This window comes from Enterococcus sp. AZ009 (assembly GCF_050548785.1).
GTDB classification, from domain to species: domain Bacteria; phylum Bacillota; class Bacilli; order Lactobacillales; family Enterococcaceae; genus Enterococcus_D; species Enterococcus_D entomosocium.
The window spans coordinates 2,025,689-2,049,055 of record NZ_CP172960.1; the positions used below are offsets into that span (position 1 = coordinate 2,025,689).

Consider the following 23,367-nt stretch of genomic DNA (forward strand, 5'->3'; position numbering starts at 1 on the left):
TTTATGGAGGTGTGCATGCTCATTCAGCTTAAAGAAGCGAAGCTTTCCGATCTGCTTTCAATCTACTTGATACAAAAAGCGGCCTTCAAACCACTCTTTCTCCGTTATCAAGACAAAGAAACTTCTCCCTATTTACAAAGTTTCGAGAAGCTAAACGCAAAGTTTTCTGCGTCGAATACCACTTATTATTTAATCATGACCGCTCAGAAAACCGTGGGCTTTATAAAACTGACGGTTGAGCAGGAACATACGACGAAGCTATCTTCCATCGCCCTTCTTCCCTCCTACGAGAACCGCGGGATTGGTAGACAAGCAATGACCTTGATTGAAAGGCTCGTTCAAACAGATACGTTACGTTTGAATACGATCCTGCAAGAACCTAAGCTGGTTCACTTTTATCACTCGTTAGGGTATTCAGCAACAGGGATGTTTCAAAGCCCCTCTTCAGCAATCTGCTTTGTCTCCTTTACGAAAAAAATTGCTGCGAAATAAAAAAGCCATCTCGCCTTTCATCGGCAGAGATGGTTTTTTCTATCAATTGCCATCCTTTATAGCAATCATTTTTATTGGTCCTGCAAGGTGTCATCGGATTTTTTACGCAATCGCGGAATCTCTTTCACATTCATTAAATCTAAAAAGAAAGTGAACAATGGGATCCCGATGATCAAGCCCCACAAGCCAAAGAGATGTTCGCTAAGATACAGGAGAATAAACGTGTAAAACATCGGGATCTCTGTTTTATTAGCCATCAAGCGCGGATTTAAGATATAGGATTCCAACGCATGAACAAACACTATGATCAATAGAATGTAGATCACGTCATTAAATCCGCCGATAGAATAGGCAATAAACGTCAATGGAATACACGAGATGATCACACCAGCAACAGGAATCAAGCTGAGAAAGAAAATCATCAACGCCAAACTCAACAGCTGCGGAAAGCCCATCACCGCTAAGGCGAAAACAGTGATCGCTGTATTGACTAAGGCGATCACCAACTGCGTCTCGATCACATTTCCGAAAGCCCGCGTAAACTTAGCTCCTAAATAGTAAACATCTTCAAAGAACCACGCCCCTCGCCCTTGCAAAAACAGCCGAGAAAACGCAACGGTCTTTTTGTTATCGATCATAAAGAAGAAGCTAAGCAGAAAGGAGATCAGCACAGTCAACGCCAACTCACCGAAATTATACAGATAATTGATCACGACTAGAACGCCGCTTTGTAATTTCTGGATGTATTCGCTGGTCTGCAATAAATTCAAGACATATTCGATCAATTCATTGTTGGAGTCTGTCCGTTGGTAGAAATCAGCAACGGAATTGACTAATTGGACGGATTGTTTGATGATGATGGGTACATAATTTGTTGCTACTAAATAAAGAATAAAAACAATCAAGCTGTAGGTCAGGATGCTCGTAAGCTTGATGGGCAGATGGCTTTTTCGATGGAGCAAAAGAACCAGCCGATAAATCAGATACGTAAAGATAAAGGTCAGCAAAAGAATGGTCATCAGACTGCGAAACAAAAAAAGAATGCCCGCAAGCATAAACAGGACAGTCCAGCGCCGCAACACAAGATTTTGAAGAAAAGCATTATAGTATTTCATCTGTAACTCCTTTATTCGTTGCAATGGAGCAACGAAGCATTTCAGTAGTGCCTAAGAATTATCTAATCATTAAACTATGCAAATAGCAAGAGATTTTATTTTTCTTAATCGAGCGAAAAAATGAAACAAAAAATCCTTAGAAGAATCGTTGCCTTTCTTCTAAGGAAAAGAGTTATTGGTGAACGGTCGTTCCTTCGTTTACGGGTAAAACCGAGTTGATGGACAATAAAAAGAAGCTGGCAGCCAACAGATCAGCACTGCCGCCGGGAGACACATTTTCTGACTGGCAGAAGGCTGCTAGTGCATGAAATGCTGGGTTCGGCAACGCTTGCTGATTGGCTTTTTGTGCGAGTTGCTGAACCAGTGCCAGTACCTCTTGATTGCTGCGGTATAAAATACACGTATCGTCCAGCGTAGCGATGATTGCCAACAGCATGTGGAGCCTTTTTTTGGTCTCATTGGAACAATCCCGAGAAAAATAATCCGCTAGAGCGATTTGAACATGAGGGAACCCAGCAGCAGCTTCCCCATACGCACCGAGATGTCCATATTTGGCTTGAACAGTTTTGCCATGACTTTCTGTTTGTTGAATCAGCGCACGATCAGGAAATGCAGTGAGAAATTGGATATCAGAAAAGACTTCTGGTAAAAAAATCCGCTGTTTGCGACTTAGTTGGCTACTGACGGCGCTGATGAGCAAGCCTAATGCCCAGATGGCTCCTTTATGAGTGTTGATGCCACCAGTGGCTGCCAACATCGCCTGTTCTGCCTTCCGACCGATTGCAGCGATTGCTTCCCGCAACTCTTGAGACATGCTGCTTCCCCAAGACACCAAGGCCATTTCTTCAAAGTATGGCGTCAATGCTCGAGCTGATAGTAGAAAGAGTGCTTGATCCATATCGTGATGGGCACCTGAATCAATGGCATCCACTAACCCAGGTTTTGGGGACAATGTCACTTCTGCAATCAAGGCTTCTTCTACCAATTGGGCGAGTCGTCGACAATTTTCTTCTACAGCTAATGCAAACATCCAACTCCTCCTCTAGTTTTTGATTTGACCTTTGATCGTTACCCATAAAACATGCAAAACATAGCTTGTTAAAAAACCACAGCTGGCAGTTGCCAAATAAGCGACGATGATCATGCTGCCCATTGGCAGTTGCAGCAACAAATCTTTGAAGCATAGCAACAAGACTTGAAAGACAAAAACATTGGCAAGATAGGTTCGATACGCATAAGTAGACAGCCACTTAAACGTCCCTAACTGTGGGGCATTGTTTTTGATCATGGTTGATCCAAACATAAAGACTGCAAAAATCAATACTAAGCTATATAAGCTTTGCAATGTATTTAAATACGGTGCATGAGCGAAACTTAGATCACCTGCATAATGTAGCAGATGATTGGCAGATAATAGCCCTAATGCTAAGCCCACTGGCAAGAAAGCGTAGCGATTCTTGTATAGGAAGCGATAAACGGTTTCGTGATAAATCAAAGCGGTCTCGCCATAGATCCCGTAGATCACAAAGCTAAAGACAAACCGATCCAATAAATACCAGCTTTCATGATGCGGTCCTTCAAAAATTTGGCGATCATAAAATACATACCAAACGACATACAAAGCAGTTGCGACGATCAATACTGGCCAAACAGCTTTTTTCTTCGTCAACACTTTGTAGCCTAACCAGACAAAAAACGGCATCAACAATTGGATCTGCAGCATCATGATCGTATACCACAAGTGTGGCGCCGCATCCCCCGTCACATATTTCAGTAAAAACGTTGCTGTGTCAGTATAAGGTTTTCCTTGTTGGACAGCGGGAAACAGCCATAAATAAGCCGTCGTCCAAAGCACATATGGCACGACAAGTTCAAAAAACTTTTCTTTCAAAAATTCTAGATAAGACAGATGTTGACTTGTCTTAACCATGTTATAAACAATAGCAAAAATAAACAGGGGTGCGGTAAATTTCACCAAGACATAAAAGGTACCGATGAATGCTGCAGTCTTTTCATCTTGGGTATTGGATAAGGCAAAAGTCAAAATCGTTTGCATCATTACTGCTGTCACGGCAAATACTTTTTGGAAATCACTGATGTTGATTTTTAAGTCGTTGTTCTCAAACATGTTTTTCGCTCACTTTTCTAATAATTACCAAATCTCAGTGGTGAGTTTTGGCCCTTCGTCTGTTTTTACTAAGATTTTTTTTGATGGATGTTCCAAATACTCCTTTAAGGCAAACCCGCCTTGTTTTGTGATAACTTGAACATCGATCTGTTGAAAAAAGACTGCATGCTTTTCCAATAGTTCCAGTGGCAGCTTTTCTTTCGTGTCGGCATAAAGCAACAGATCTAAATCACTGGTCGGCTTGATTGCTGCCTGTTTTGCAGCCAATTCAAAACCCAAGCTGCCACCGATTCCCCAAGAATAGTGCTTCAATAAAAGCCGTGCTTGTTGATAGCTGCGGTAAACTGGATAATTGGCTACTTCATTGAATCGAAAGCTCTCACGAGTGATCAATTCCCAAGGATGGATCGTTCGTTTGATCATGTTGCAGGGTGCCTCAAAGGCAAACCGTTCTTGCCGCTTTTCCCCGCGCAACCCCACTGGTAAATAGCTGGGGTTACGGGGTTTCCCACGACGGACGGTCGCAAAAAGCTGTTCTTTTTCAGAAAACCATTTGGGAATATCAATCATATCAAGAACTTCTTTATCTAATTGAACGATATCGTGGGCACGGTTCATTCGTTACTCATTCCATTCTGCATCCATTTTTTCAAATACGTTATTCGTTTCAAGTCGGCCGCTCTTTTTAGCGATCGGATTGGTGTAGCGACTGGTCAACATCGTGTCATTCGTTTTACGCACATCATCAATCGCCTCATTAATCGCTTCAATTACAGTCGCTTTGCTTTCAGAGGTGACAGACTGATCCGTAATGGAGGATAAGAAAGTGAAGATTGCCCCAAGTTTCGTATAATTTTTGATATCATAAGCAATACTTGGTACTTTTTCCGCAGCGGCTTCAATCGCGGCAATCGACCGTTTGGTGACCCGACTTGCACTTTCTTTTGACATTGCCTGAACAGTGATTTTTTCACTATTTAGTGCGATCAGACGACTTGATTGCAAGCCATGCGCTAAGAAAGCCCCAGAGATCGCATTACCAGCGATAAAACCGATCACTGGATGACCCGCTTGGCGTAGTTTGGCATAAGCTGCCGCACTGTTTGCTAAAGCTGCATGAATACCAATCAATTCTTCATTGTAGCCATACGCTTGGCTAGGGACATCGATGACCGCAATGATTGGTCGTTTGACTGCTTTCTCTTTGTCTTCTTGATAAACAGTTTCTAACAGGTAGCCCATCTCATACCCTTCGACTAAACCAACTTCTCCCTTGCGTACCCGATACATCGGATTAGTTGGGTTTGGCACGATCGCTGTAACAACGACTTCTTCAGTAAAAAGGTCAGATGCAGCTGCATAGACAGTTGCACTAGTTGAGGTTGGGAATTGCAGATTCGTCAATGCTGAAAACCAGTGGTAACCGATACTGTCAGCAGCAGCTTCTTTGCCTTCTGTTACAGTAATAGGTGCCACTCCAGTTGCTTTATGCGCTGCAAGAGCCTTATTGTATGCCTCGATAGTCAGCGGCTTTGATAGATCAAGTTCGTTTAAAAGAGAAAGATAAAAACCACTTTTTTCGCTGCGATGACTGTCTTTCTTTTTAACCATCGCCGCAATCACAGCTTCTTGGATCGATTCGACACTGTCAGTCACTAGTTCATCGATCATTTGTGCTGCCAAACGTTGTTTGGCGCCAATGGTGTTCCAAATCAAATCTTTATCACTGGAATCAAATTCTCTCACGCCAGCTTCTTGTTCGATGACTTCAGGACCGTTCAAACCGATACGGGCTTTCTTCGTCGCTATCAAGTAGCTCATAAGTGCTGAGGTAATCGACATACCGCCAAAAGAACCCACCCGACCTGGCACTAAGCCAATCACTGGCACATACGATTTTATTGCAACGATCAAATTGCCGATTTCTGCAATCGACAATAAGCCGTAATTCGCTTCTTGGAGGCGTACGCCACCAGTATCGAGGATGATGATCGGTGTGATCGGATTGCCCTTTTGGTTTTCTTCCAACACATGAGTCAATGCCGCGATGATTTTAGCACCAGAAACTTCACCGATCCCGCCACCTTGGAATTTTCCTTCCATAGCGATCACGACCACGTTTTCTCCAGAAATCGTTCCACGGCAAACAACGATCCCATCATCGCTTTGTGGCACGATGTCTTGAGCCACCAGATTGGGTGCGATCATTTGGTCGAATGGATCGATCAATTCACGACCGCTCTTGGCATCCAATAATGCGTGCACCCGTTCTCGGGCATTTAATTCTACAAAACTATTCTTCATCTGCTAGTTCCTCCATTGCTTGGGTTAATCGTAGGTAAACCACACCGGGAGTGGCGCCAAAGTCGTTGATCACTATTTGCGCACTGATTGGATAGCGCTCAAAAAAACGTGTCAAGACATTTTGCCACACATCGCCAAAGCCATCACTTCCTGTACAAACTGAAACGGTGGTTTCTTGTTTGTCCGTTGGAAAAAGCAGAATTTCCAAGTCACCAGAACCAACCACGCCAACATGGACTTTTTTGGTGACTGGTTTCGTTGTTTGATACGTATAAGCTAATTTTTCCATCTCTTCTTCTCTCCTCTTGCTCTTATTAAGACCACGTTCTGAATTTCATTGGCGGTTCATACAACCCATCGGACCATTCGATCAAATCATCAACGGTTTGAGCTGCTAGCAATGATCGTTTGGCATCACTGCGTTTGATCCCTAAGTCTTCTGGTAATTTCACGATTCCCGCTTTGCGCAAGGCATCCAGAGAAGCTTTTGTGCTGGTCATTCCTAGTGGGGTTACACCACCGATGGCTGCGATTGCTGCTTGTTTTTCCTCTTTTGAGTTTGCTTTATAAAGATAAGCGATGCCTTCTTCTGTCACGATATGCGTCGTATCTTCGCTATAGATCATAATTGGGGCATTGGCTAAACCAGCTTGCTTTTGGACAGCCAACGCATCTAACGTTTCTACAAAAACAGGTTTTTTATTGGAACCATACGTTTCAACCATTTGAACGACTAATTTTTGTCCTTTTGCTAAAGGATCTGTTTCATCCCGCAAGGATTGCCAAGCTGGAGTCGAATGCCGACGGCCCCCCGGATTATGCCCCATATTTGGTGCACCACCAAATCCAGATAAGCGGCCTTTCGTCACTGTAGAAGAATTTCCTTGATAATCCAGTTGTAAGGTCGAACCGATAAACATATCGATGGCATATTGACCTGCAGTTTGGGATAATGCTCGATTGCTGCGCATCGTGCCGTCTTTTCCGACAAAGAATACATCTGGACGAGCGGCAATGTATTTTTCCATACCAACTTCCCCACCAAAACTGTGGATGCTTTCGACCCAACCAGATTCGATAGCTGGAATCATCGTTGGATGAGGATTCAAGACCCAGTTTTTCGCTACTTTTCCTTTGATTCCAAGCGTTTCTCCATAGGTTGGTAAAAGTAACTCGATCGCAGCGGTATTAAAACCGATCCCATGATTCAACGATTGTACTTCATGTTCTGCATAGATTCCTTTTAATGCCATCATCGCCATCAAAATTTGTAATTCCGTAATGTTTTGCGGATCTCTCGTAAAGAGGGCTTCTAATTGATACGGTTGGTCTGCTACCACGACGACATCGATCCAATCGCTGGGAATGTCGACCCGCGGCAAACGATCGACCACTTCATTAACTTGGACGATCACAATCCCATCTTTAAAGGCTGCTGCTTCGACGATCGTTGGCGTTTCTTCCGTATTGTAACCTGTATAAAGATTTCCTTGGCGATCGGCTTTGTCCGCCGCCACAAGGGCCACATTCGGAATCAAGTCGATAAATAAGCGACCATATAATTCCAAATACGTATGAATGTCCCCTAATTTCATGGTTTTGTCTTCAATCATTTGGGCAACGCGCGTACTTTGTGCGCCTGCATAAGAAAAATCGATTTTCGCTGCAATGCCTTTTTCAAATATCGTCAAATGTTCTGGCCGGGAGATGCTTGACATGATCATATGCAAATTGTTGACTTTTTGAGCATCGACTTGTTCTAAGCTTTCTGATAGAAAGCTTGCTTGTTTTTGATTGTCGCCTTCAAGGACCACTTTGTCTCCCGGACGGATCAACTGTTCTAAGACTTCAATGATTGCTTCCGTTGGGACATATTTTCCATCGAGAAGATGCTCGATTTTTTTCATGGTTTGGGCTTTCTTTTCACGTTTACTTGCCCAGTTTCTTGCAGGTTTTTCCATTGTATTCATCTCCATTTTTGATATAGGAATAAAGCATCATCCATGCCATGTTGATCCAAATTGATCACACGGATCGCTTTGTTTTCACCAAATTTTGCTTGGATCAGTTTTGTTAAGGTGTTGCCCGGAGGAAATTCAAGAGCCAAATCAAGTCCTGCTTCGTAGGCAACATCCATGATCTTGTTCCACTGCACCGGAAAAGCAATATTTTGCAGCAAATCACGACGGATCTCTTCAGGATTCATGGTCATCCGCCCATCTGTATTTTTGAGGTACGGACAGATAGGCACATCAAGGGATACCGTGTTCATAAATGGCGCAAACCGTTTCACGGGTTCTGTCATCAACACACAATGGGACGGCACAGGCACTGCTAAAAGTTTGGCGGTTTGCGCATGATAGTCTTTCGCTTGAGCCAGCGTCTTGCGCAAGCCTTTGAGATGACCAGAGATCGTATGCTGCATGGGGCAATTTTCATTTGACAAATAGACGGGAGCAGCAGGATCAAATGTTTTTGCCACGAGCGCTTCTGCTTCACTTCTCGTTACACCAACAAGTACCCCCATGGCATAATCAGTCGGATAGGCTTCTTTCATCAATGTCGCCCGATGATAGACCAAGCTAGCGGCATTTTCGAAACTTAAGCTTTCACAAGCTAACGCAGCGGAAAAAGCGCCAATCGAATGCCCCGCCACAAGCTGAGGTTGCACACCAGAGGCTTTCATCTGGTCCGTGTAAAAAGCCGCTTTTACTAAAATCGCCAACTGAATATAGACGGTATCTTGTTCGAGATTCTCCGATACACGGTGTAAATCAAAGCCTGTCGCCTGTTCTAGCCGATGGAAATAACTGGCAGGTACGTCTTCAAGCATCTTGCTGGTCTGACTGCCTTGTCCTGGGTATAAGAAACCTGTACTCATGAAACACCTCCTAAACAATTTCTCTTTCCTGTGTCATAATAACGGAAGTTTGTTATAATAAAAAATACCAGTTTCGTGAATATCCATAACCAAAAGGTATGGAAAGAGGAGTATCTGATGAACCTTGATCATTTACGCTACTTTAAAAAAGTAGCCGAATCGAAAAATATTACCCAATCTGCACAAGAATTATACATCTCACAACCTGCCTTGAGCCGTGCCATGAAACACCTAGAAAGTGAACTAGGCGTTCCTTTGTTCTATCATGCCGGTCGGCATATCGAGTTGACGATGTATGCTGAAGAATTTTATCCCTATGTCGTTGAGACGTTAGCACGTTTCGACGAAGGAATGAGTGCGATCCAAGCCTTAAATGGAGAAATGGTCCCGGCGGTGACGATCTACTCTGAAGTCGCATCCGTTTCCTTGCCTAACTTGGTGGCGACATTCGTTGAAAAGCACCCTGAGATCCAACTTTCGATCAAGCAGCACGGCAGTAAGGAGACCAACAAAGAACAAGCCTTCTACATTACCTCAGAGCCAAAGAACGGCTTGACTAATCTGCCGATATTCACGGAACCCATCTTACTGGCGATCCCCCAAAAGCACCCCATGGCAGAAAAAAAAGACTTGCAAGTTGCCGATATCCAACACGTGCCTTTGCTGATGCTGGTTGAAAACAGCCCGCTGCGTAGAACCATCGACGAAGCTTTTGAAGCAAAAAAAATCAGTTTGACTATCGGCTCAACGACGGACGATCCAGCGACGCTGCGCTCCCTTATCAATCAAGGACTAGGAATCACCTTCTTTCCTAAAATTACTTGGGGTTATGAAGATGAGGCACCTTTCGTTTTACGTGAACTAGCAGATTTTCCCTTATCAAGGACGATCTATTTGGCATCAAGCTTTACGAAAGGTCATCCTATGACAAAATTGATTGCAAAAACCTTGATTGAATTTTATCTTGGCTAAACAAAAAGAAGCGTCCACTCGCACGTTAGTTGTGCAAGTGGACGCTTCTTTTTTCTTTCCTATTTACCCCGGTTGAATCATCGAATCGACCGTACATTCATTCACATTGATCTCTTCGATCTCTTTTGACTAGCCACAGTATTGGCTGCCAGTCAGGTGAGACCTCATAAGATTTGTTACACGCCTTCAAGTACGGCTGCCTTACCATCACTTATGCGTCAGGCAATTGATCGTATTCTTCATCACTGACTGCTTCTAACCATTCTGAAGCACCAGCAGTAATCGCTACATGGGCAAACCAACTATTTTTTGCTGCACCATGCCAATGTTTGACCCCTTCCTTGATGACTACGACATCCCCAACAGTAAGTTTTTGCGGTTTCTTACCTGCTTCTTGGTACCAGCCTTTTCCTGCGGTCACCAACAACAATTGATACCCACCATTGATATGCCGATGCCAATTGTTGCGACAACCCGGTTCAAAGGTCACATTGCCAATGTTGACTGGAATCGCTGGATCAGCTACTAACGGATTCAAGTAACTCTGACCGCTAAAATATTGCGCATAGGCATCATTTGTGTTGCCCAATAAAAAGATTCCTGCTTCTTTTGCTGCATCAGCTTTTGACATTTATTTTTCCTCCAATTCTGCTAACTCTTCTTGATAAACCGTTTTGGCGATGTTAAAAGCAGACCAAGCTTTGGGCCAGCCAACATAGAAAGCCAGATGAGTGATTACTTCTGCAATTTCCTCTACAGTGATCCCGTTTTCCTTGCCAATCGTCAAATGGGCAGTCAACTGTTCAAAATTGCCACCGGAAATCAAGGCAGATATCGTCAATAAACTTCTCGTATGAGGAGCCAATTCTGCCTCACGTGACCAAACTTCACCAAATAACACATCATCATTCAGTTGCGCGAATTTCGGCGCAAAGTTGCCTAAGTTATCTCTTCCTGCTGTTTGTTTCTTGACCATATCGATCGACTCCTTCATCTATTTTAATGAAATACTGATTTAACCAATTTTGAATAGCTATATCCGCTTTCTCTATTCTTGAACCACGAACAGCTAATCCAGGATAAACAACTGCATCAGGACAAGTCTTTTTAAAGTCTTCAATGCTATTGCCGAATCCTGAGCCTTCATGAGTACAAAACGGAAAAATAATCTTCCCTTCCAATCGGTGATCTTTTAAAAAACTCGCTAGGATCATCGGGTATGTGCCCCACCAATTGGGAAAACCGATAAACAAGACCCGTTCTTTAAAAAACGCTGCCGATACCTCTTGATAGAAAGGGAATTCATTGGCCGCTTTTTCTTTTTTTGCTAGCTCGACCATTGCTTGATAGCTTTCAGGGTAAGGATAAGCCGGTTCAAGAGAATAAAGCGGGCATTGTAATTTCTCTGCTATTTTCTCTGCTAGAACCCGCGTATTTCCCACTATCAGCTTTTTTCGCTGCCCTTCAATAAGATTCTCCCCTGCTCGTGAATACACAAGTATTGCCGGCATTTTGTCACCTCCTTGGTATCTCTTCTTGGTATATTCAATAGTAAGGCAAAGCGGAGCCGTTGAATAATGCTTTCTCTAAAAAGCCCCTATGCTTACGAAGCATAGGAAGAGGTGGAAGAAAAAAGAAGCGGATCACTCCACTTCTTTTGGCTTTTAGGATGCAATTATTCAAAAGCGTCACGAAAGCGGGCAATGAACGCCGTCACAACCGGCGACATCACACGATTTCTTTTCCACACCAAGACACAGCTGGTTTCGATTTGAGGGACTAAAGGCAAAAATTTGATCGTTTCATCCCTCCGTTCTCCGACAGCTCCGCTGATGGTCAACGCCGAACCAACATGGTTTTCTACTAAGGAAAAGACATTGAAAATTAAGTTATATGTTCCAACGATCGGTAATTCTTCTATTGGTATTTTTGACCATTGACTGAACATTTGCTGCACTTCCGGACGCCTTGACACTAGCAATGGCACCCCTTTGATATCCTCTGGTGTAATCTCTTCTTTATGGGCGAGAAAAGAATCAGCCGATGTCAACATGCCCCAAGTTTCTTTTCTTGGTAGAACGACTTTTTCGTATTTCTCGATTTCGATGGGTTCGATCAAAATCGCCAAATCCAATAAGCCTTTTTCTAAACGCTCGTTGATATCATCTCCTGTGCCACTGTGAATATGAAAGCGGACATCTGGATAGTCACTGATAAATTCTTCCAACATCAAGGAAAGCGTGTCGGAATTATCTGCTTCCACACAGCCAATTGTGAAATGACCACTAAACAACTGTTTCTTACGATCTTCAAACTCTTGCATGGTTTGATCCGTTAGACTCAATATCTCCTCGGCACGGCTTTTTAAAAAACGACCTGCTTCCGTTAAGAGCATTGTACGATTATCACGAATGAAAAGAGCCGTTCCTAATTCATCTTCTAATTCTTTTAATTGACGGCTCAATGTCGGTTGGGTGATGTGGAGCACTTCTGCAGCTTGAGAAATTGTCCCTTCCTCTGCAATCGTGAAGAAATATTTTAATAAACGAAATTCCACTAAATCGCCTCCTCTTTTTTGCAACATTTTAACTCTTAGCAATGAAAAGAATCATCCTACTTCTTGGTCTATTCAATTTTAATAATAACAAAGAATCGCTAATTCAGCGAATCATGCTAAAAAAGCGGAGAAGACTGTAGAATTTTAAGAAGATCGTTTTATGGAATGACATGTAAAACCTGTTCGCACAAACGAACAGGTTTTTCAACTATATACTTTTGCGACATTTGGTATAGGTTATATGAGTATCTGGGTATGACTCTCCATACAATGATTTGGAGGAATAATATTTTATCGGTATCTTAGGATTCATTTTTGAGTGCGCGTATACTGAATAGACCTATCCGGTGTTGCCTTTCTCGGTCATTGATGTGATGCTCCCGATCGTCTCTTTGGTCAAGATTTACCTTTTCTACCTTGAATAAAACAGTGGTAGTCAACAGAGAGCGAATAGACTTGAGAGAACTGAAAATTATCAGGAATAACGGAAAATTAAGTTTCTAATCCATCCACTCTTCCTTAAGGATTCATGAGTCAAACGCACTGGTTCACCATAATATCATTATGTTCCTTTTGATTTTGAAAACATAATGAACTTTTAGCTGATCGAGAAATATATACTAAACCGGAATGTTCCTAATATCCAAGTTCACCGAGCCAATTCAACAAATTCGGTTCAGCATCTTCAACACTTCCCGCTCTAGCTGCAAACCCTTCGAGAAACTGGTAATCTGGATACAATGTTCGAAGTTCGTTTCGACTATTGGTCAATCCACTTCCACCGTGGGTTGCAAAGGGAATGATTTGTTTATCAGAAAGATCATAGGCTTCAATAAATGTTAAAACAGCTCGCGGTGCACGGTTCCACCAAACAGGAAAGCCGATAAAAATAACATCAAAATCAGACATCTGTGCAACGTCAGCCATCAACATTGGTCGAGCATCTTCTTCCACCTCTCTAGTAGCAAAAGCTGTATGTTCATCGTAAACGTTAGGGTAACCTACTTCTGTTTGAATCGAAAATAACTCACCTCCTGTCTGTTCAGCGATCATCTCTGCTATGACTTGGACATCTCCTATTAAAGTGTTATCGATCACATTAAAACTACTTCCAGAAACTGCTTCGACTGCGGGCTCTTGCTCCAAGTTTTCAGGTCGTGTAAAGTAGGCAATTAAAATGTCATCCGTGCTATCAATCAAAGAGATTTCTTCATTTTCTTGTGCTACTAAGTCACGATTGCTTGTTTCACCTGAATTAGTGTCTAATTCTTCATTCGTTGGATCACTGCTGCATCCTGCAAGAAAGATCATAGCCAGATAAAGTCCTTTTCTCCATTTTCTCATCGTATTGCTCCTTTCATCTTCCATAAGTAATGGTAGTTTCAGTATATTTCTTGAAGTGGACTTTAAGGCAAGACACTCAGATAAAACTTGTCTTAATTTTTACACCTTTCTCACAACTCCCTCACAAAAAGTCATTCCTGCAAAAGCACTCAAAAAGACGTAAACAATAATTTGTTGACGACTTTTCCATTTATCTTTCGATTTTCCTCAAATATGTGGTGAAAAAGTCAACGCATTTATGTTAAAAAACGTTAGACAAGCAAAAATAAAATAGAAGCGCGTAAGATGGATTTTAAAAGGATCATTATATGATAAACTATTCCTAAATAGTATAGGAGTGATTGAATGAACGTTTTTTTCAGACCACCAAAAGAAGATGATATTGATCAAATCATGCAGATTGAAAATGCAGGATTTACAGCGGATGAAGCAGCATCCAAAACAGCAATGATGGATCGAATACGTACACTAAGTGACAGTTTTATTGTTGCTATAAATGAGACGGATTGTCCGATCGGCTACGTTGTGGGGCCCATTATTTCTAAACGTTATCTCTCTGACGATCTTTTTGAAAGTACTCGTCCTAATCAGCCTTTTGGTGGCTACCAAAGTATTCTTAGCTTGACTGTCGCTCCTGGTTATAGAAACTGCCAGATTGGTAGTAAACTACTGTCAGTTCTTGAACAACAATGTCGTCTTCAAAATAGAAAAGGAATCACATTAACTTGTTTAGAATCATTGATTCCATATTACAAAAAGCACGGCTATCAACTAGAAGGACTGTCAGAATCACAACATGCAGGTGTTGCTTGGTATAATATGGTGCTAGAGTTGGACGATACGCCTAATGAATTCTAATAAAAACTGCATACTAGATAACCACCATCAAAAACACTAACACAAATAAGCCCACACTCATAAGAGCATGGGCTTATTAATATTTTCTTCAATTACATATACTTCTCAACTTCATTAATTTCTTTTTGTAGTGCTTTTTCATCGTACTTTTCATACTTACCGGCTTCGTGTGCGATCTTTTTGATTTCGTGAATCGCTTTTTTCTCAACGATCCATTTCTTCATACTATGTTTTTTTGCGTCAGCATCTAGTGTGTCTAATTCAGCTAAATTCTCATCTAACTTATCAAGAACCTCGGCAATCTTTACCAATGCTTTTGCTTCCTTTTCTTCATAGTTTGTCATAGATATCACTCCTTAAGTATTTGATATATTTATCTTACTGCTGTAATTAAATATTTTCAAATTAAATGTACTGTTTATCACAAAGTTTTATCTGATTCTCACTGAAGAAACAGAAAACATTAGATTCTTGCAATATTCTACTCATTTTATACTTATTTTTATCCTTAATGATTTATCATAAGAAAAGTATCGATTATATAAAAAGATAATTTAGTGAATTAGCAAACATTCGGTGTATCTTTTCTGATAAAGTCATTTAGCTTTTTTACTTTCTTATGGTTGCAGCAAAATTTTCCCGACACTTTTTCCAGATTCTAAATAATCATGGGCAGCTTTTCCGTCAGCTAAGGAAAAAATGGTTGGTTGACTGATTTTCATTTGATCCTTGCTAAAGTAAGTAAACAGTCGGGTGCTTCTTCTCTCCCGCTCTTGAAAACTTGTCAAGTAATCCCACAGATCCCCTGTCAAAATACTTTTTGATTTTGATAACAAGGGAATAAAGTCGATCGCTGGCGGATTTCCGCCGGCCATGCCAAAAAAGATAACCTTCCCTCTATTTTTGAGCAAGTCGACACTTTCGGCTAATGTATGCCCAATGCCATCATAAACGGTATCAAAGAAAGAAATATAGGTTTCTTGCCATTCTGTATTTCTTAAAAAGACATGTTTTGCTCCTTGGTCTAAAGCCAGTTGTCGCTTTTCTTCCGTAGAAGTGACGCCATAAACTTCTAGACCATCTGCGGTTAATAGTTGCGATAAAATTTGTCCGACACCACCACTTATCCCATGGACGAAGACCTTACTATTATTCACATTATTGCCAAGATCATGAGCTAAAAAATCAGCTGTCAACCCTTGCAGACCAATACTGGCTGCTAATTTAGGTGGTATACCAGATGGAATACGGATGGCATTTTCCTCAGGAACAGCCACCAATTCTGCGTTGGCAAAAGGAACATCCACAAAAAGAATCGTTTCCCCTAGCTGAAATTTGGAGACTGATGTTCCTTTTTGAACAATCTTCCCTACTCCTTCATAGCCATTGATAAAAGGGTCTCGGGATTCAATATGATAGCTGCCCTTTCTTCGATAAATATCTGCATAATTCAACCCAATATACATCATTTCTATCATTAGCTCATTTTCTTGAATGACGGGATCAGGCAATTCACCATAAGTTAACACATCTGAATCGCCAAATTCTTTAAAGTACAATGCCTTCATGCACAAAACATCTCCTATCTTTTGCCAATCAAAATCGTGTGATTTTCTTTATGAAACCAAAGCTCTATCACTTAGCCAACTATCATTAGATTGAAATCATATAAAAATAAATAATTTAAGTTCTTTTGGTCATTTTTTACTATAAAAAAAGCACCTTCTCACGAAGATACTTTCATTCTATTCTTCTAGATGAGATTCGTCAAAGTAGATTATTCGTTCAGATCCTCCTTATCAATTCCAGTTATGTCTAACCCACCTTATTCCTAGATAAATCAACTACTTTTGTGTAAAACAGGATTATAACAAAGCTGACTATTACTAAGAGAAAGAAGTGAGGATTTGAAGCCATCATCTTTTAAGTCTGATAAATCCTCAGAAGTAGTTCATTACATCGGAACCAAACTGACTATCCATGGTTTTTAGAGGATATCAGGAAAGAGATGGCATAAGTCGCCCGGCGATCAATCAATTTTATCATATAAATAATTATCCCCACTCGAAAAAAATTAAGCCACATCGCTTCTACTTGTTAAAGGCCTCTTTGCCTTAATTCGTCGTTCAACCACTTAAATCCATCATGGATGATTTGCGCATGATCAAAAGCAAAAAGAGATTCCCAGTTCTCCGTAGAGGATCGTTCTTTTGACGTAACATATTGATAGAGTACTTTGTCCTTATCAATCCTATACCAAAAAGCCTCAGAAGCATCATCTCCTGCATAAAGAGTCTTCATCTGCTGTAGAACAGTTATATAAACAGCAGAAATAGTCCATCCACGGGGATCCCGATTTTTATCTCCATATACACCTAATAAAGAAACTTCCTGCACTTCCACGCCCGTTTCTTCCTTTAACTCTCTGATGGCGGCCTTAATGATATTTTCTCCTTCGTTAACGAAGCCACCTGGCAAAGCGAACCTTCCTTTGAAAGGATGATTTTTTCTTTTGACAAGTAAAATGTATACTGCATCCGACGTGACATTGAATATCAAATTGTCAACAGTAAATGCTGGTTTTGGATATTGTGGTAATTCCTGCTTCTTATACCAGCTTAACCACTCTTCTTCGTTCATTTCCTCTTCTGATACTTTATTTGCCATGTGATTGTCTCCTTTTGCTTTGAGTTATCCGAAAGATTTAACGTTTTGATAGATAGGCTTTTTGCTTAAATCAAAGATTGACATAACGCCTTTATAAATTTCAAAGACTCGTAAAACATTTCGGTCTTCTACAGAGGGGTATATTTTTGCCATGTAAGGATTTTTCTCAAAAATTTCATCTAAATAGGTAGAGCCTATTTCATTTACTCTCCCTTGTAAGGTAATAGAAAACGATTCCATTGATGTTTCTCCTTCTATACCTGTGATGGAAACGACCGGGTTCATTTTGAGCTGTTTATAAAACGGCTTGGATATTGCAGTCAAAAAATACAGCTTCGTTTCTTTTACCAACATAATATCGATTACTCTGGTGACCGGATTTCCGTTTTCGTCTACTGTGGCGAAAACGGTAGAATGAATCTCATTTTTTAAATAATTCAAATAATCTTCTGTCTTCATTTTTGAATGGTCCATGAATGCGCTCCTATCTAAAATGATCGATTTCTCTGATCGTTTCAACTATATTTCCTTGTAGAATAATCGTTTTATCCATGAGTTCATCTGGTATGCTTTGTGCTTGTTGGTTACAGACGATATAGGTCGACTGATTCGTTGCCCTCGTCATTTCTTGGAATGGATATTTTATAATGGAAGGCGTGTTGTTACCAATACCGATCTCCCAAAAAACGATTTTAGTACCTAAATAATTTTCTAGAAATTCTTTGCATCGGTTAGCTGCGCTTTCCCAACCATCATCTTGTACAAAAAATTGATCTATCCGTAAATTGACCCGCATCGGTTGTCCACATTTGGGGCAATATGGTATGAGGTGCTTGGGAATTTTGAACTGACTCTGCTGATGGAACATTTGCATAATCAATGATTCATTCTCGTACGTCTTGTTATGGCAGGCACGTGAACATTGAAATAACCCATAATCACCTTGTGTATAAAATAATCGTCTCTTATCAAAGCCCGTCTTTTGGAACTGATGATCTACATTAGTAGTAATGACAAAGTAATTTTTTTCTTCTACCAAAGATAGAAGCTCTTTATATAGCGGCAAAGCCTCAGGCTGATATCGATTATGAAAAACATGTTTACTCCAATAACCCCAATACGTCTCTAATGAATCGAAGGGATAAAATCCGGCAGAATACATATCGGTTAAATGATAATAATCAATATAGTCTCTGAAATATTTTTTGAACCGTTCACCAGAATAGGTTAACCCGGCAGCAGCAGAAAGGCCTGATCCAGCACCGATAACGATTGCCTCTGCTTCAGTTATCTTTTGATAAACTTCCTGATAATTGTTGTAGTTTTTCATGGTACAACTCCTTATCAATGTCTTTAAACACATTGAAAATAATTTTTATAGGTGAATGAACACGCGTTACATATTCTTGCGTTGTTTTGATAGCGATCTCTGCAGCTAACTCATTGGGAAAACGAAATTCTCCTGTTGAGATACAACAAAAAGCGACGCTCTTCAATTGATACTCTTCGCAAAGCAACAAGACGCGACGATAACAGTCAGCCAATAAGAATACGTGTTCTTTAGTTACGGTATCTTTTATGATTGGCCCAACAGTATGTATCACTTTTTTTGCAGGCAAGTTATAGCCGTCGGTGATTTTTGCATAGCCGGTTTCTTCCAAATGCCCTTGTGCGTCCATGATTTCTTTGCATGCTAGTCTTAATTGAATACCTGCTGCAGAGTGGATCGCGTTGTCGATGCACCTGTGTAATGGAACAAAACATCCTAGTAGCTGTGCGTTTGCAGCGTTTACGATGGCGTCCACTTCCAACCTCGTGATATCTCCTTGCCAGAGATAAAGGTTTTTTGTATACTGTTGCGCATCGTTTAGTGAAAAAATCTGATTTTCAGCTCTTTCTTCTAAAAGAAGTTGATTTTGAATGTCAATAAAGTCCTTATGAATAGGTCGCGCTTCTCTTATATTTAATAAGCATCGCAATAAATCATTTTGTTCTTTCGGATCATCCGAGCTAGCATCTACTATTTTACTTAAGTGACTGTTTTCCTCTAAAAAATAGTTAATCAGCCATTTCCTCTTTTCGCTATGGTTCATCGTCAACACCTTCTTTATAAAAATTTCCCGATTATTTTCGATAATCGGGAAATAGCAAGACTAATTTAACAACTCTTTGATTGCTTCTACGCGACTCGTCAAAGGCTTACCCAAAGCTTGTTCAAAGTCACTAGATGTCACATCTAATTGATTATTTTTAATATCATGTTGGAAAGACAAGAACATTTCTGCAACAGGTTGTGGTAAACCGCCTGCTGTCAAACTATCTACAAAGGTTTGATCATCAGATGAAACTACTTCGATTTCCTTCCTTGTTGCTTCTTTTAAAGCTGCTGCTAATTCAGCATAAGTAATAGGGCTGCCCGATAATTCAAGGATTTCAGGGTATTCTGTTCCTGCTAGTGCTTTTGCAGCAACCTCAGCATATTCGCGCTTCAAAGCCCAGCCGGTTTTGCCTTCTTTAGCTGCGTAAACGAATTTCCCACTAGCTAAAGCACCTCCAATAATCGGCATTTCATTTTCTAAATACCAGTTATTACGTAAAAATGTATGCGCAATTCCCGCTTCTTTGATTTGTTTTTCAGTAAAGATGTGATCAGCAGCTAATGCACTTGTTGAGTGATCTGCATCAGCAAAACTTGTATAAGCAATATACTGAACACCAGCGTCTTTGGCTGCCTTAACCACATTAGCATGTTCTTCTTGACGATTGCCTGGTGCGCCAGACACAAAAAGCAAGCGGTCAATGCCGTCAAAAGCGTTACTCAACGAATTGATGTCAGAATAATCCCCTACTCTTACATTGTAGCCTTTCTCTTTTAGTGTAGCTGCTTTTTCTTCAGATCGTACCAAAGCATAGATCTGATCTTTAGAAACTAAATCTTTCAAGAATTCAAGTGCATATCCTCCAAAACCACCAGTAGCTCCTGTTACTAAATATGTCATATAAAACACTCCTTTTTAGTTCGTACATTCTGCTGTACAATTATAAGATACACCTATATAATAAATAGTATGTTAAGATAAGTCAAGAAGAAAATCTAAAAAGGACTGAATTCACTTGAAATATTCTATTCAACTCAGTGATGCAATTCATATTATGTGTTATATCGTCATCTATAAAGATACTAATATGCTCTCAAGTGAGATGATTGCTCAAAGTGTAGAAACTAATGCTGCAAATGTCAGAAAAATAATGGCAAACTTAAAAAAATCTGGACTGATTCGAACAACTACTGGGAAACCAAAGCCCTATTTAGCAAAGGACCCCAAAGATATTAGTCTACTTGATATATATAAAAGTATTCATGGAAACACAAATCTCATTCAAGTCGATCCTAAAACGAATCCAGACTGCATTGTTGGTGCAAATATACAAGAAGTACTGGATGGTGCGTATAATGAATTGCAAGTAACTGTCGAAGAAAAAATGGCGAAAATCAATCTGTTCTCTCTATTAACAAGTATTGCAAGTTTAGAGGAAAGCAAACGACCGGAAAACAAATCTTTTCTTGAGCCATTTTTATAAAACCAAAAAACCCATTGAGATACTGACATCTCGGTGGGCTTTTTCGTTACAAATGAAATTGATTTACGTCTTCACATCTTTCGACACCACTCATAAGAAATAGCGTTGTCATTCACTTGCTTTTTCTGCAGCTCTGACTATTTCTTTTAGATAACCGGATGTATCTCATAGGCTGAGCAGATCAATTTTTGTCTGCCATTCAATTCATTCCTGATAGTGATTATTTTTATTTGTTTCTCAATCGTTGGCCTTATTCTTTGATTATTATGCCCGAAAATACAGAACGATTAAAACCGATTTCTCCACTTGCTAATTCTAGGTCAAGTTTTAATCCCATAATGTATGTCTAATCAAATGAATCTATTCTATTCCCATCATTACTGATAAGTTAAGATCTCCGTGCTCAATAATTAAGTTTTATCCTTCCAACAAATGTTTCGGCTCTCCACCAGCATTAACTCTAGCAATGTCATCAACGACACTTTCGCACATCATTTCATTACATTCATGATTATAAGCCCCAATATGAGGTGTCAAAACAATTTTCTCTTGGTTCATAAATGGATGATCAGCTGTTGGAGGTTCATTTTCTAAAACATCAGTGGCATAGCTACCAAATTTGCCAGCCGTTAGTGCCAACACTAAATCTTCTTCATTTACTAAAGCACCTCGAGCAGTATTAACCAGAACCGCGCTGGCTTTCATTTTCTTGAAGGCTGACTTATTGAATAATCCTTTGTTCTCAGCCGTACAGTTCATGTGCAGAGAGATGATATCTGCTTGTGCCAACAATTCGTCAAAGTCCACCTTTTCTCCACCGCGTTTTTCCACTTCTTCGACAGAAAGATACGGATCGTAACAAATTATCTTACAGTTAAATGCCTGCATAATCTCCGCAACTCGTGTACCAATGTTTCCAAAACCACAAATGCCGATCGTTTTCTTGTTCAAGCGATGACCTAAGTATCGTCCACGATCTTTGGACCACTCACCTTCTTTCACTTTTTCAGCAGTGTAGGTAACTAATTTCGCTGCAGTCAAAATCAAAGATACGGCATATTCGGCAACATCGTCTCTTTCCATATACGCCGGAATATTGGAGACCATTACCTTGTTTTCTTTAGCCGCGATAACATCCACGTTATCATAGCCGATCCCAAAGCGTACGACCAATTGAAGTTTAGGCATTTTTTCAAAAAAACTTTTAGGCAATCTAGGTTCGGTCCCGATAATGATGAAGGAAAAATCCTTCAATTCAGCTGCTAAATCCTCAGGAGAGATGTCTGAAGGAAATTTGAAACGTTTTGTTTCCCCGACTTGTTTATTTAACTGATCCATGTATTCTGGAAAGTATTTCCCAAAACTATTCGCGTTTACGATCGCCGTTTTTTTCATTTGATTCCCCTCTTACTTTCCTCGAACTTCACTGACTATAGCTGTCAATTTCTGGGCATTTTGTGCAATCTCTTCTGATGTACCTTTAGTTAGGAGTCCCCCAATACCAATACAATCCACACCATTTTCAAACCATTCATGAAGGTTTTCCAGAGTTGCACCGCCAGATGCTAAAATTGGTGTATGCGGCACAGGAACCTTTATTACCTTCGCTAAACTAGGGCCATAATAATTGGAAATTGGGAAGGCTTTAATAAATGAAGCACCATTTTTCAAGGCCTCCATCATTTCTGTATAAGAGGTACACCCTGGTGCGTAAGGAATTTGATACAAATTACACAGATCTTGAACGCCCTGATCATAAGTTGGAGCAATAACAAATTCCGCGCCATCCATGATTGCCAAGCGTGCAGTGGTACTTTCTAAAACAGTTCCGGCACCGATCAAGATTTGATCACCGAATGTTGCTTTGATTGCTCGGATGACTTCTCCAGCGTTATTGTTGGTATAGCTGATTTCCATAACATCAACCCCACCGTCTAAACAACCTTTTGCAACTTCGATCCCTCGTTCAATCGTTTCTACGCGGACAACGGCCATTATACCAGTATTAAAAATTCGCATTGTGTTTTCTGCTTTTATCATTTTCCGATTCGCTCCTTTTAAATTTCTAATGTCTGTCGAAGATTAACAATAGTAGCAGCGGATATTTCTCCAATGTGCTCTGTTAGTTCTGCTACATTCATTGATTCCTTTGAAGCTAATGCTTCCATCACTATTGGCATATTTACCCCGGCAAAACATTCAATATGATATTCTTTTAACTCTTCAATCATGAGAGCTACGACATTAAATGGCGTGCCAGCTAAAATGTCAACGAATATGAGACATTCCTTCGTTCCAGATTGGACGACAGCTGCTTTGATTTCTTTTTCTAACACCTCTGGGCTTTTTGTTGGAAACAATCCGATCGTAGCTACCTGATCTACCTGATCTCCAAAAAACATCGCACCGCTTTCTTTGAAGGCATCAGCTAAAGGTCCGTGAGTAACAATAATCAACTTAATCATAC

The 23,367-nt window shown here is 40.5% G+C and carries 27 protein-coding genes; 4 read left to right on the forward strand and 23 right to left on the reverse strand.

Features of this window, described 5'->3' with window-relative positions; all coding sequences use genetic code 11:
- The first annotated feature begins 15 nt into the window (after positions 1–15).
- Entirely contained in the window at positions 16–492 is a 477-nt protein-coding gene (locus tag IGJ74_RS09780) for a GNAT family N-acetyltransferase (protein WP_208788281.1), read from the forward strand.
- Between the two features lie 71 nt (positions 493–563).
- Here the strand turns inward: IGJ74_RS09780 and IGJ74_RS09785 are convergent, their stop codons facing one another.
- From IGJ74_RS09785 to IGJ74_RS09820, 8 genes are all read right to left on the reverse strand, one after another.
- On the reverse strand, positions 564–1,607 hold the full coding sequence (locus IGJ74_RS09785; RefSeq protein WP_005226055.1) for an AI-2E family transporter: 1,044 nt from the start codon (positions 1,605–1,607) through the stop codon (positions 564–566).
- 172 nt (positions 1,608–1,779) lie between these two features.
- Positions 1,780–2,637, reverse strand: coding sequence for a triphosphoribosyl-dephospho-CoA synthase (locus IGJ74_RS09790; protein ID WP_218193056.1), 858 nt, complete (start codon positions 2,635–2,637; stop codon positions 1,780–1,782).
- Between the two features lie 12 nt (positions 2,638–2,649).
- Positions 2,650–3,735 (reverse strand): acyltransferase family protein, encoded by a 1,086-nt coding sequence (locus IGJ74_RS09795; protein WP_218193057.1) that lies wholly within the window; start codon positions 3,733–3,735, stop codon positions 2,650–2,652.
- Positions 3,736–3,759: 24 nt separating this feature from the next.
- Positions 3,760–4,353, reverse strand: coding sequence for a malonate decarboxylase holo-ACP synthase (locus tag IGJ74_RS09800; protein ID WP_218193058.1), 594 nt, complete (start codon positions 4,351–4,353; stop codon positions 3,760–3,762).
- A gap of 3 nt (positions 4,354–4,356) precedes the next feature.
- Positions 4,357–6,039: a biotin-independent malonate decarboxylase subunit beta gene (mdcD, locus tag IGJ74_RS09805; RefSeq protein WP_430608393.1), complete on the reverse strand. Its 1,683-nt coding sequence runs from the start codon at positions 6,037–6,039 to the stop codon at positions 4,357–4,359.
- Positions 6,029–6,328, reverse strand: coding sequence for a malonate decarboxylase subunit delta (locus IGJ74_RS09810; RefSeq protein ID WP_005226050.1), 300 nt, complete (start codon positions 6,326–6,328; stop codon positions 6,029–6,031). Before IGJ74_RS09810 ends, mdcD begins: the two co-directional genes overlap by 11 nt.
- Positions 6,329–6,353: 25 nt before the next feature.
- On the reverse strand, positions 6,354–8,000 hold the full coding sequence (mdcA, locus tag IGJ74_RS09815; RefSeq protein ID WP_218193060.1) for a malonate decarboxylase subunit alpha: 1,647 nt from the start codon (positions 7,998–8,000) through the stop codon (positions 6,354–6,356).
- Between the two features lie 5 nt (positions 8,001–8,005).
- On the reverse strand, positions 8,006–8,920 hold the full coding sequence (locus IGJ74_RS09820; RefSeq protein ID WP_218193061.1) for an ACP S-malonyltransferase: 915 nt from the start codon (positions 8,918–8,920) through the stop codon (positions 8,006–8,008).
- A gap of 117 nt (positions 8,921–9,037) precedes the next feature.
- On the opposite strand from IGJ74_RS09820, the gene IGJ74_RS09825 reads away from it, so the two are divergent.
- Positions 9,038–9,892 (forward strand): LysR family transcriptional regulator, encoded by an 855-nt coding sequence (locus IGJ74_RS09825; RefSeq protein WP_042890734.1) that lies wholly within the window; start codon positions 9,038–9,040, stop codon positions 9,890–9,892.
- 211 nt (positions 9,893–10,103) lie between these two features.
- On the opposite strand, the gene IGJ74_RS09830 is transcribed toward IGJ74_RS09825, so the two are convergent.
- From IGJ74_RS09830 to IGJ74_RS09850, 5 genes are all read right to left on the reverse strand, one after another.
- Positions 10,104–10,523, reverse strand: coding sequence for a cupin domain-containing protein (locus IGJ74_RS09830; protein ID WP_061054195.1), 420 nt, complete (start codon positions 10,521–10,523; stop codon positions 10,104–10,106).
- Positions 10,524–10,868, reverse strand: coding sequence for a carboxymuconolactone decarboxylase family protein (locus tag IGJ74_RS09835; RefSeq protein ID WP_016611809.1), 345 nt, complete (start codon positions 10,866–10,868; stop codon positions 10,524–10,526).
- Positions 10,837–11,403, reverse strand: a complete 567-nt coding sequence (locus tag IGJ74_RS09840) for a flavodoxin (RefSeq protein ID WP_194188467.1) — start codon at positions 11,401–11,403, stop codon at positions 10,837–10,839. The genes IGJ74_RS09835 and IGJ74_RS09840 overlap by 32 nt, the downstream gene beginning before the upstream one ends.
- A 164-nt stretch (positions 11,404–11,567) precedes the next feature.
- Complete coding sequence (locus IGJ74_RS09845) at positions 11,568–12,449, reverse strand: LysR family transcriptional regulator (protein ID WP_034878550.1); 882 nt, start codon at positions 12,447–12,449, stop codon at positions 11,568–11,570.
- Between the two features lie 636 nt (positions 12,450–13,085).
- Complete coding sequence (locus tag IGJ74_RS09850; RefSeq protein WP_255324117.1) at positions 13,086–13,793, reverse strand: flavodoxin; 708 nt, start codon at positions 13,791–13,793, stop codon at positions 13,086–13,088.
- Between the two features lie 345 nt (positions 13,794–14,138).
- On the opposite strand from IGJ74_RS09850, the gene IGJ74_RS09855 reads away from it, so the two are divergent.
- The gene (locus IGJ74_RS09855; RefSeq protein ID WP_087664118.1) at positions 14,139–14,651 is read left to right on the forward strand and encodes a GNAT family N-acetyltransferase; all 513 of its coding nucleotides are present in this window, start codon (positions 14,139–14,141) and stop codon (positions 14,649–14,651) included.
- Positions 14,652–14,743: 92 nt separating this feature from the next.
- Here IGJ74_RS09855 and IGJ74_RS09860 read toward each other — a convergent pair whose 3' ends face one another.
- The 7 genes from IGJ74_RS09860 to IGJ74_RS09890 form a co-directional block, all read right to left on the reverse strand.
- Positions 14,744–14,995: a hypothetical protein gene (locus IGJ74_RS09860; RefSeq protein ID WP_008380019.1), complete on the reverse strand. Its 252-nt coding sequence runs from the start codon at positions 14,993–14,995 to the stop codon at positions 14,744–14,746.
- 273 nt (positions 14,996–15,268) lie between these two features.
- A complete protein-coding gene (locus IGJ74_RS09865) occupies positions 15,269–16,219 on the reverse strand; it encodes a zinc-binding dehydrogenase (protein WP_218193063.1) in 951 nt (316 codons plus the stop codon).
- Between the two features lie 529 nt (positions 16,220–16,748).
- Positions 16,749–17,318, reverse strand: coding sequence for an NUDIX hydrolase (locus IGJ74_RS09870; protein WP_218193064.1), 570 nt, complete (start codon positions 17,316–17,318; stop codon positions 16,749–16,751).
- 24 nt (positions 17,319–17,342) lie between these two features.
- On the reverse strand, positions 17,343–17,792 hold the full coding sequence (locus tag IGJ74_RS09875) for a pyridoxamine 5'-phosphate oxidase family protein (protein ID WP_016620089.1): 450 nt from the start codon (positions 17,790–17,792) through the stop codon (positions 17,343–17,345).
- A gap of 10 nt (positions 17,793–17,802) precedes the next feature.
- Complete coding sequence (locus tag IGJ74_RS09880; protein WP_087664115.1) at positions 17,803–18,648, reverse strand: SIR2 family NAD-dependent protein deacylase; 846 nt, start codon at positions 18,646–18,648, stop codon at positions 17,803–17,805.
- A complete protein-coding gene (locus IGJ74_RS09885) occupies positions 18,602–19,411 on the reverse strand; it encodes a protein-ADP-ribose hydrolase (protein ID WP_218193065.1) in 810 nt (269 codons plus the stop codon). Before IGJ74_RS09885 ends, IGJ74_RS09880 begins: the two co-directional genes overlap by 47 nt.
- A 60-nt stretch (positions 19,412–19,471) precedes the next feature.
- Positions 19,472–20,317, reverse strand: a complete 846-nt coding sequence (locus IGJ74_RS09890; RefSeq protein ID WP_005235843.1) for an SDR family oxidoreductase — start codon at positions 20,315–20,317, stop codon at positions 19,472–19,474.
- Positions 20,318–20,432: 115 nt separating this feature from the next.
- Here IGJ74_RS09890 and IGJ74_RS09895 point away from each other — a divergent pair, with 115 nt between their 5' ends.
- Positions 20,433–20,900, forward strand: coding sequence for an Rrf2 family transcriptional regulator (locus IGJ74_RS09895; RefSeq protein ID WP_008380035.1), 468 nt, complete (start codon positions 20,433–20,435; stop codon positions 20,898–20,900).
- A gap of 417 nt (positions 20,901–21,317) precedes the next feature.
- On the opposite strand, the gene IGJ74_RS09900 is transcribed toward IGJ74_RS09895, so the two are convergent.
- Genes IGJ74_RS09900 through IGJ74_RS09910 form a run of 3 tightly spaced genes read right to left on the reverse strand, consistent with a single transcriptional unit; the run spans position 21,318 to position 23,365 of the window.
- Complete coding sequence (locus IGJ74_RS09900; protein WP_087664112.1) at positions 21,318–22,295, reverse strand: D-isomer specific 2-hydroxyacid dehydrogenase family protein; 978 nt, start codon at positions 22,293–22,295, stop codon at positions 21,318–21,320.
- Positions 22,296–22,307: 12 nt separating this feature from the next.
- Complete coding sequence (locus IGJ74_RS09905; protein ID WP_218193066.1) at positions 22,308–22,940, reverse strand: ketohydroxyglutarate aldolase; 633 nt, start codon at positions 22,938–22,940, stop codon at positions 22,308–22,310.
- A gap of 17 nt (positions 22,941–22,957) precedes the next feature.
- Positions 22,958–23,365 carry a PTS sugar transporter subunit IIA gene (locus IGJ74_RS09910; protein WP_087664111.1) on the reverse strand — a complete coding sequence of 136 codons (408 nt, stop codon included), beginning with the start codon at positions 23,363–23,365 and terminating at the stop codon, positions 22,958–22,960.
- Between the last annotated feature and the right edge of the window lie 2 nt (positions 23,366–23,367).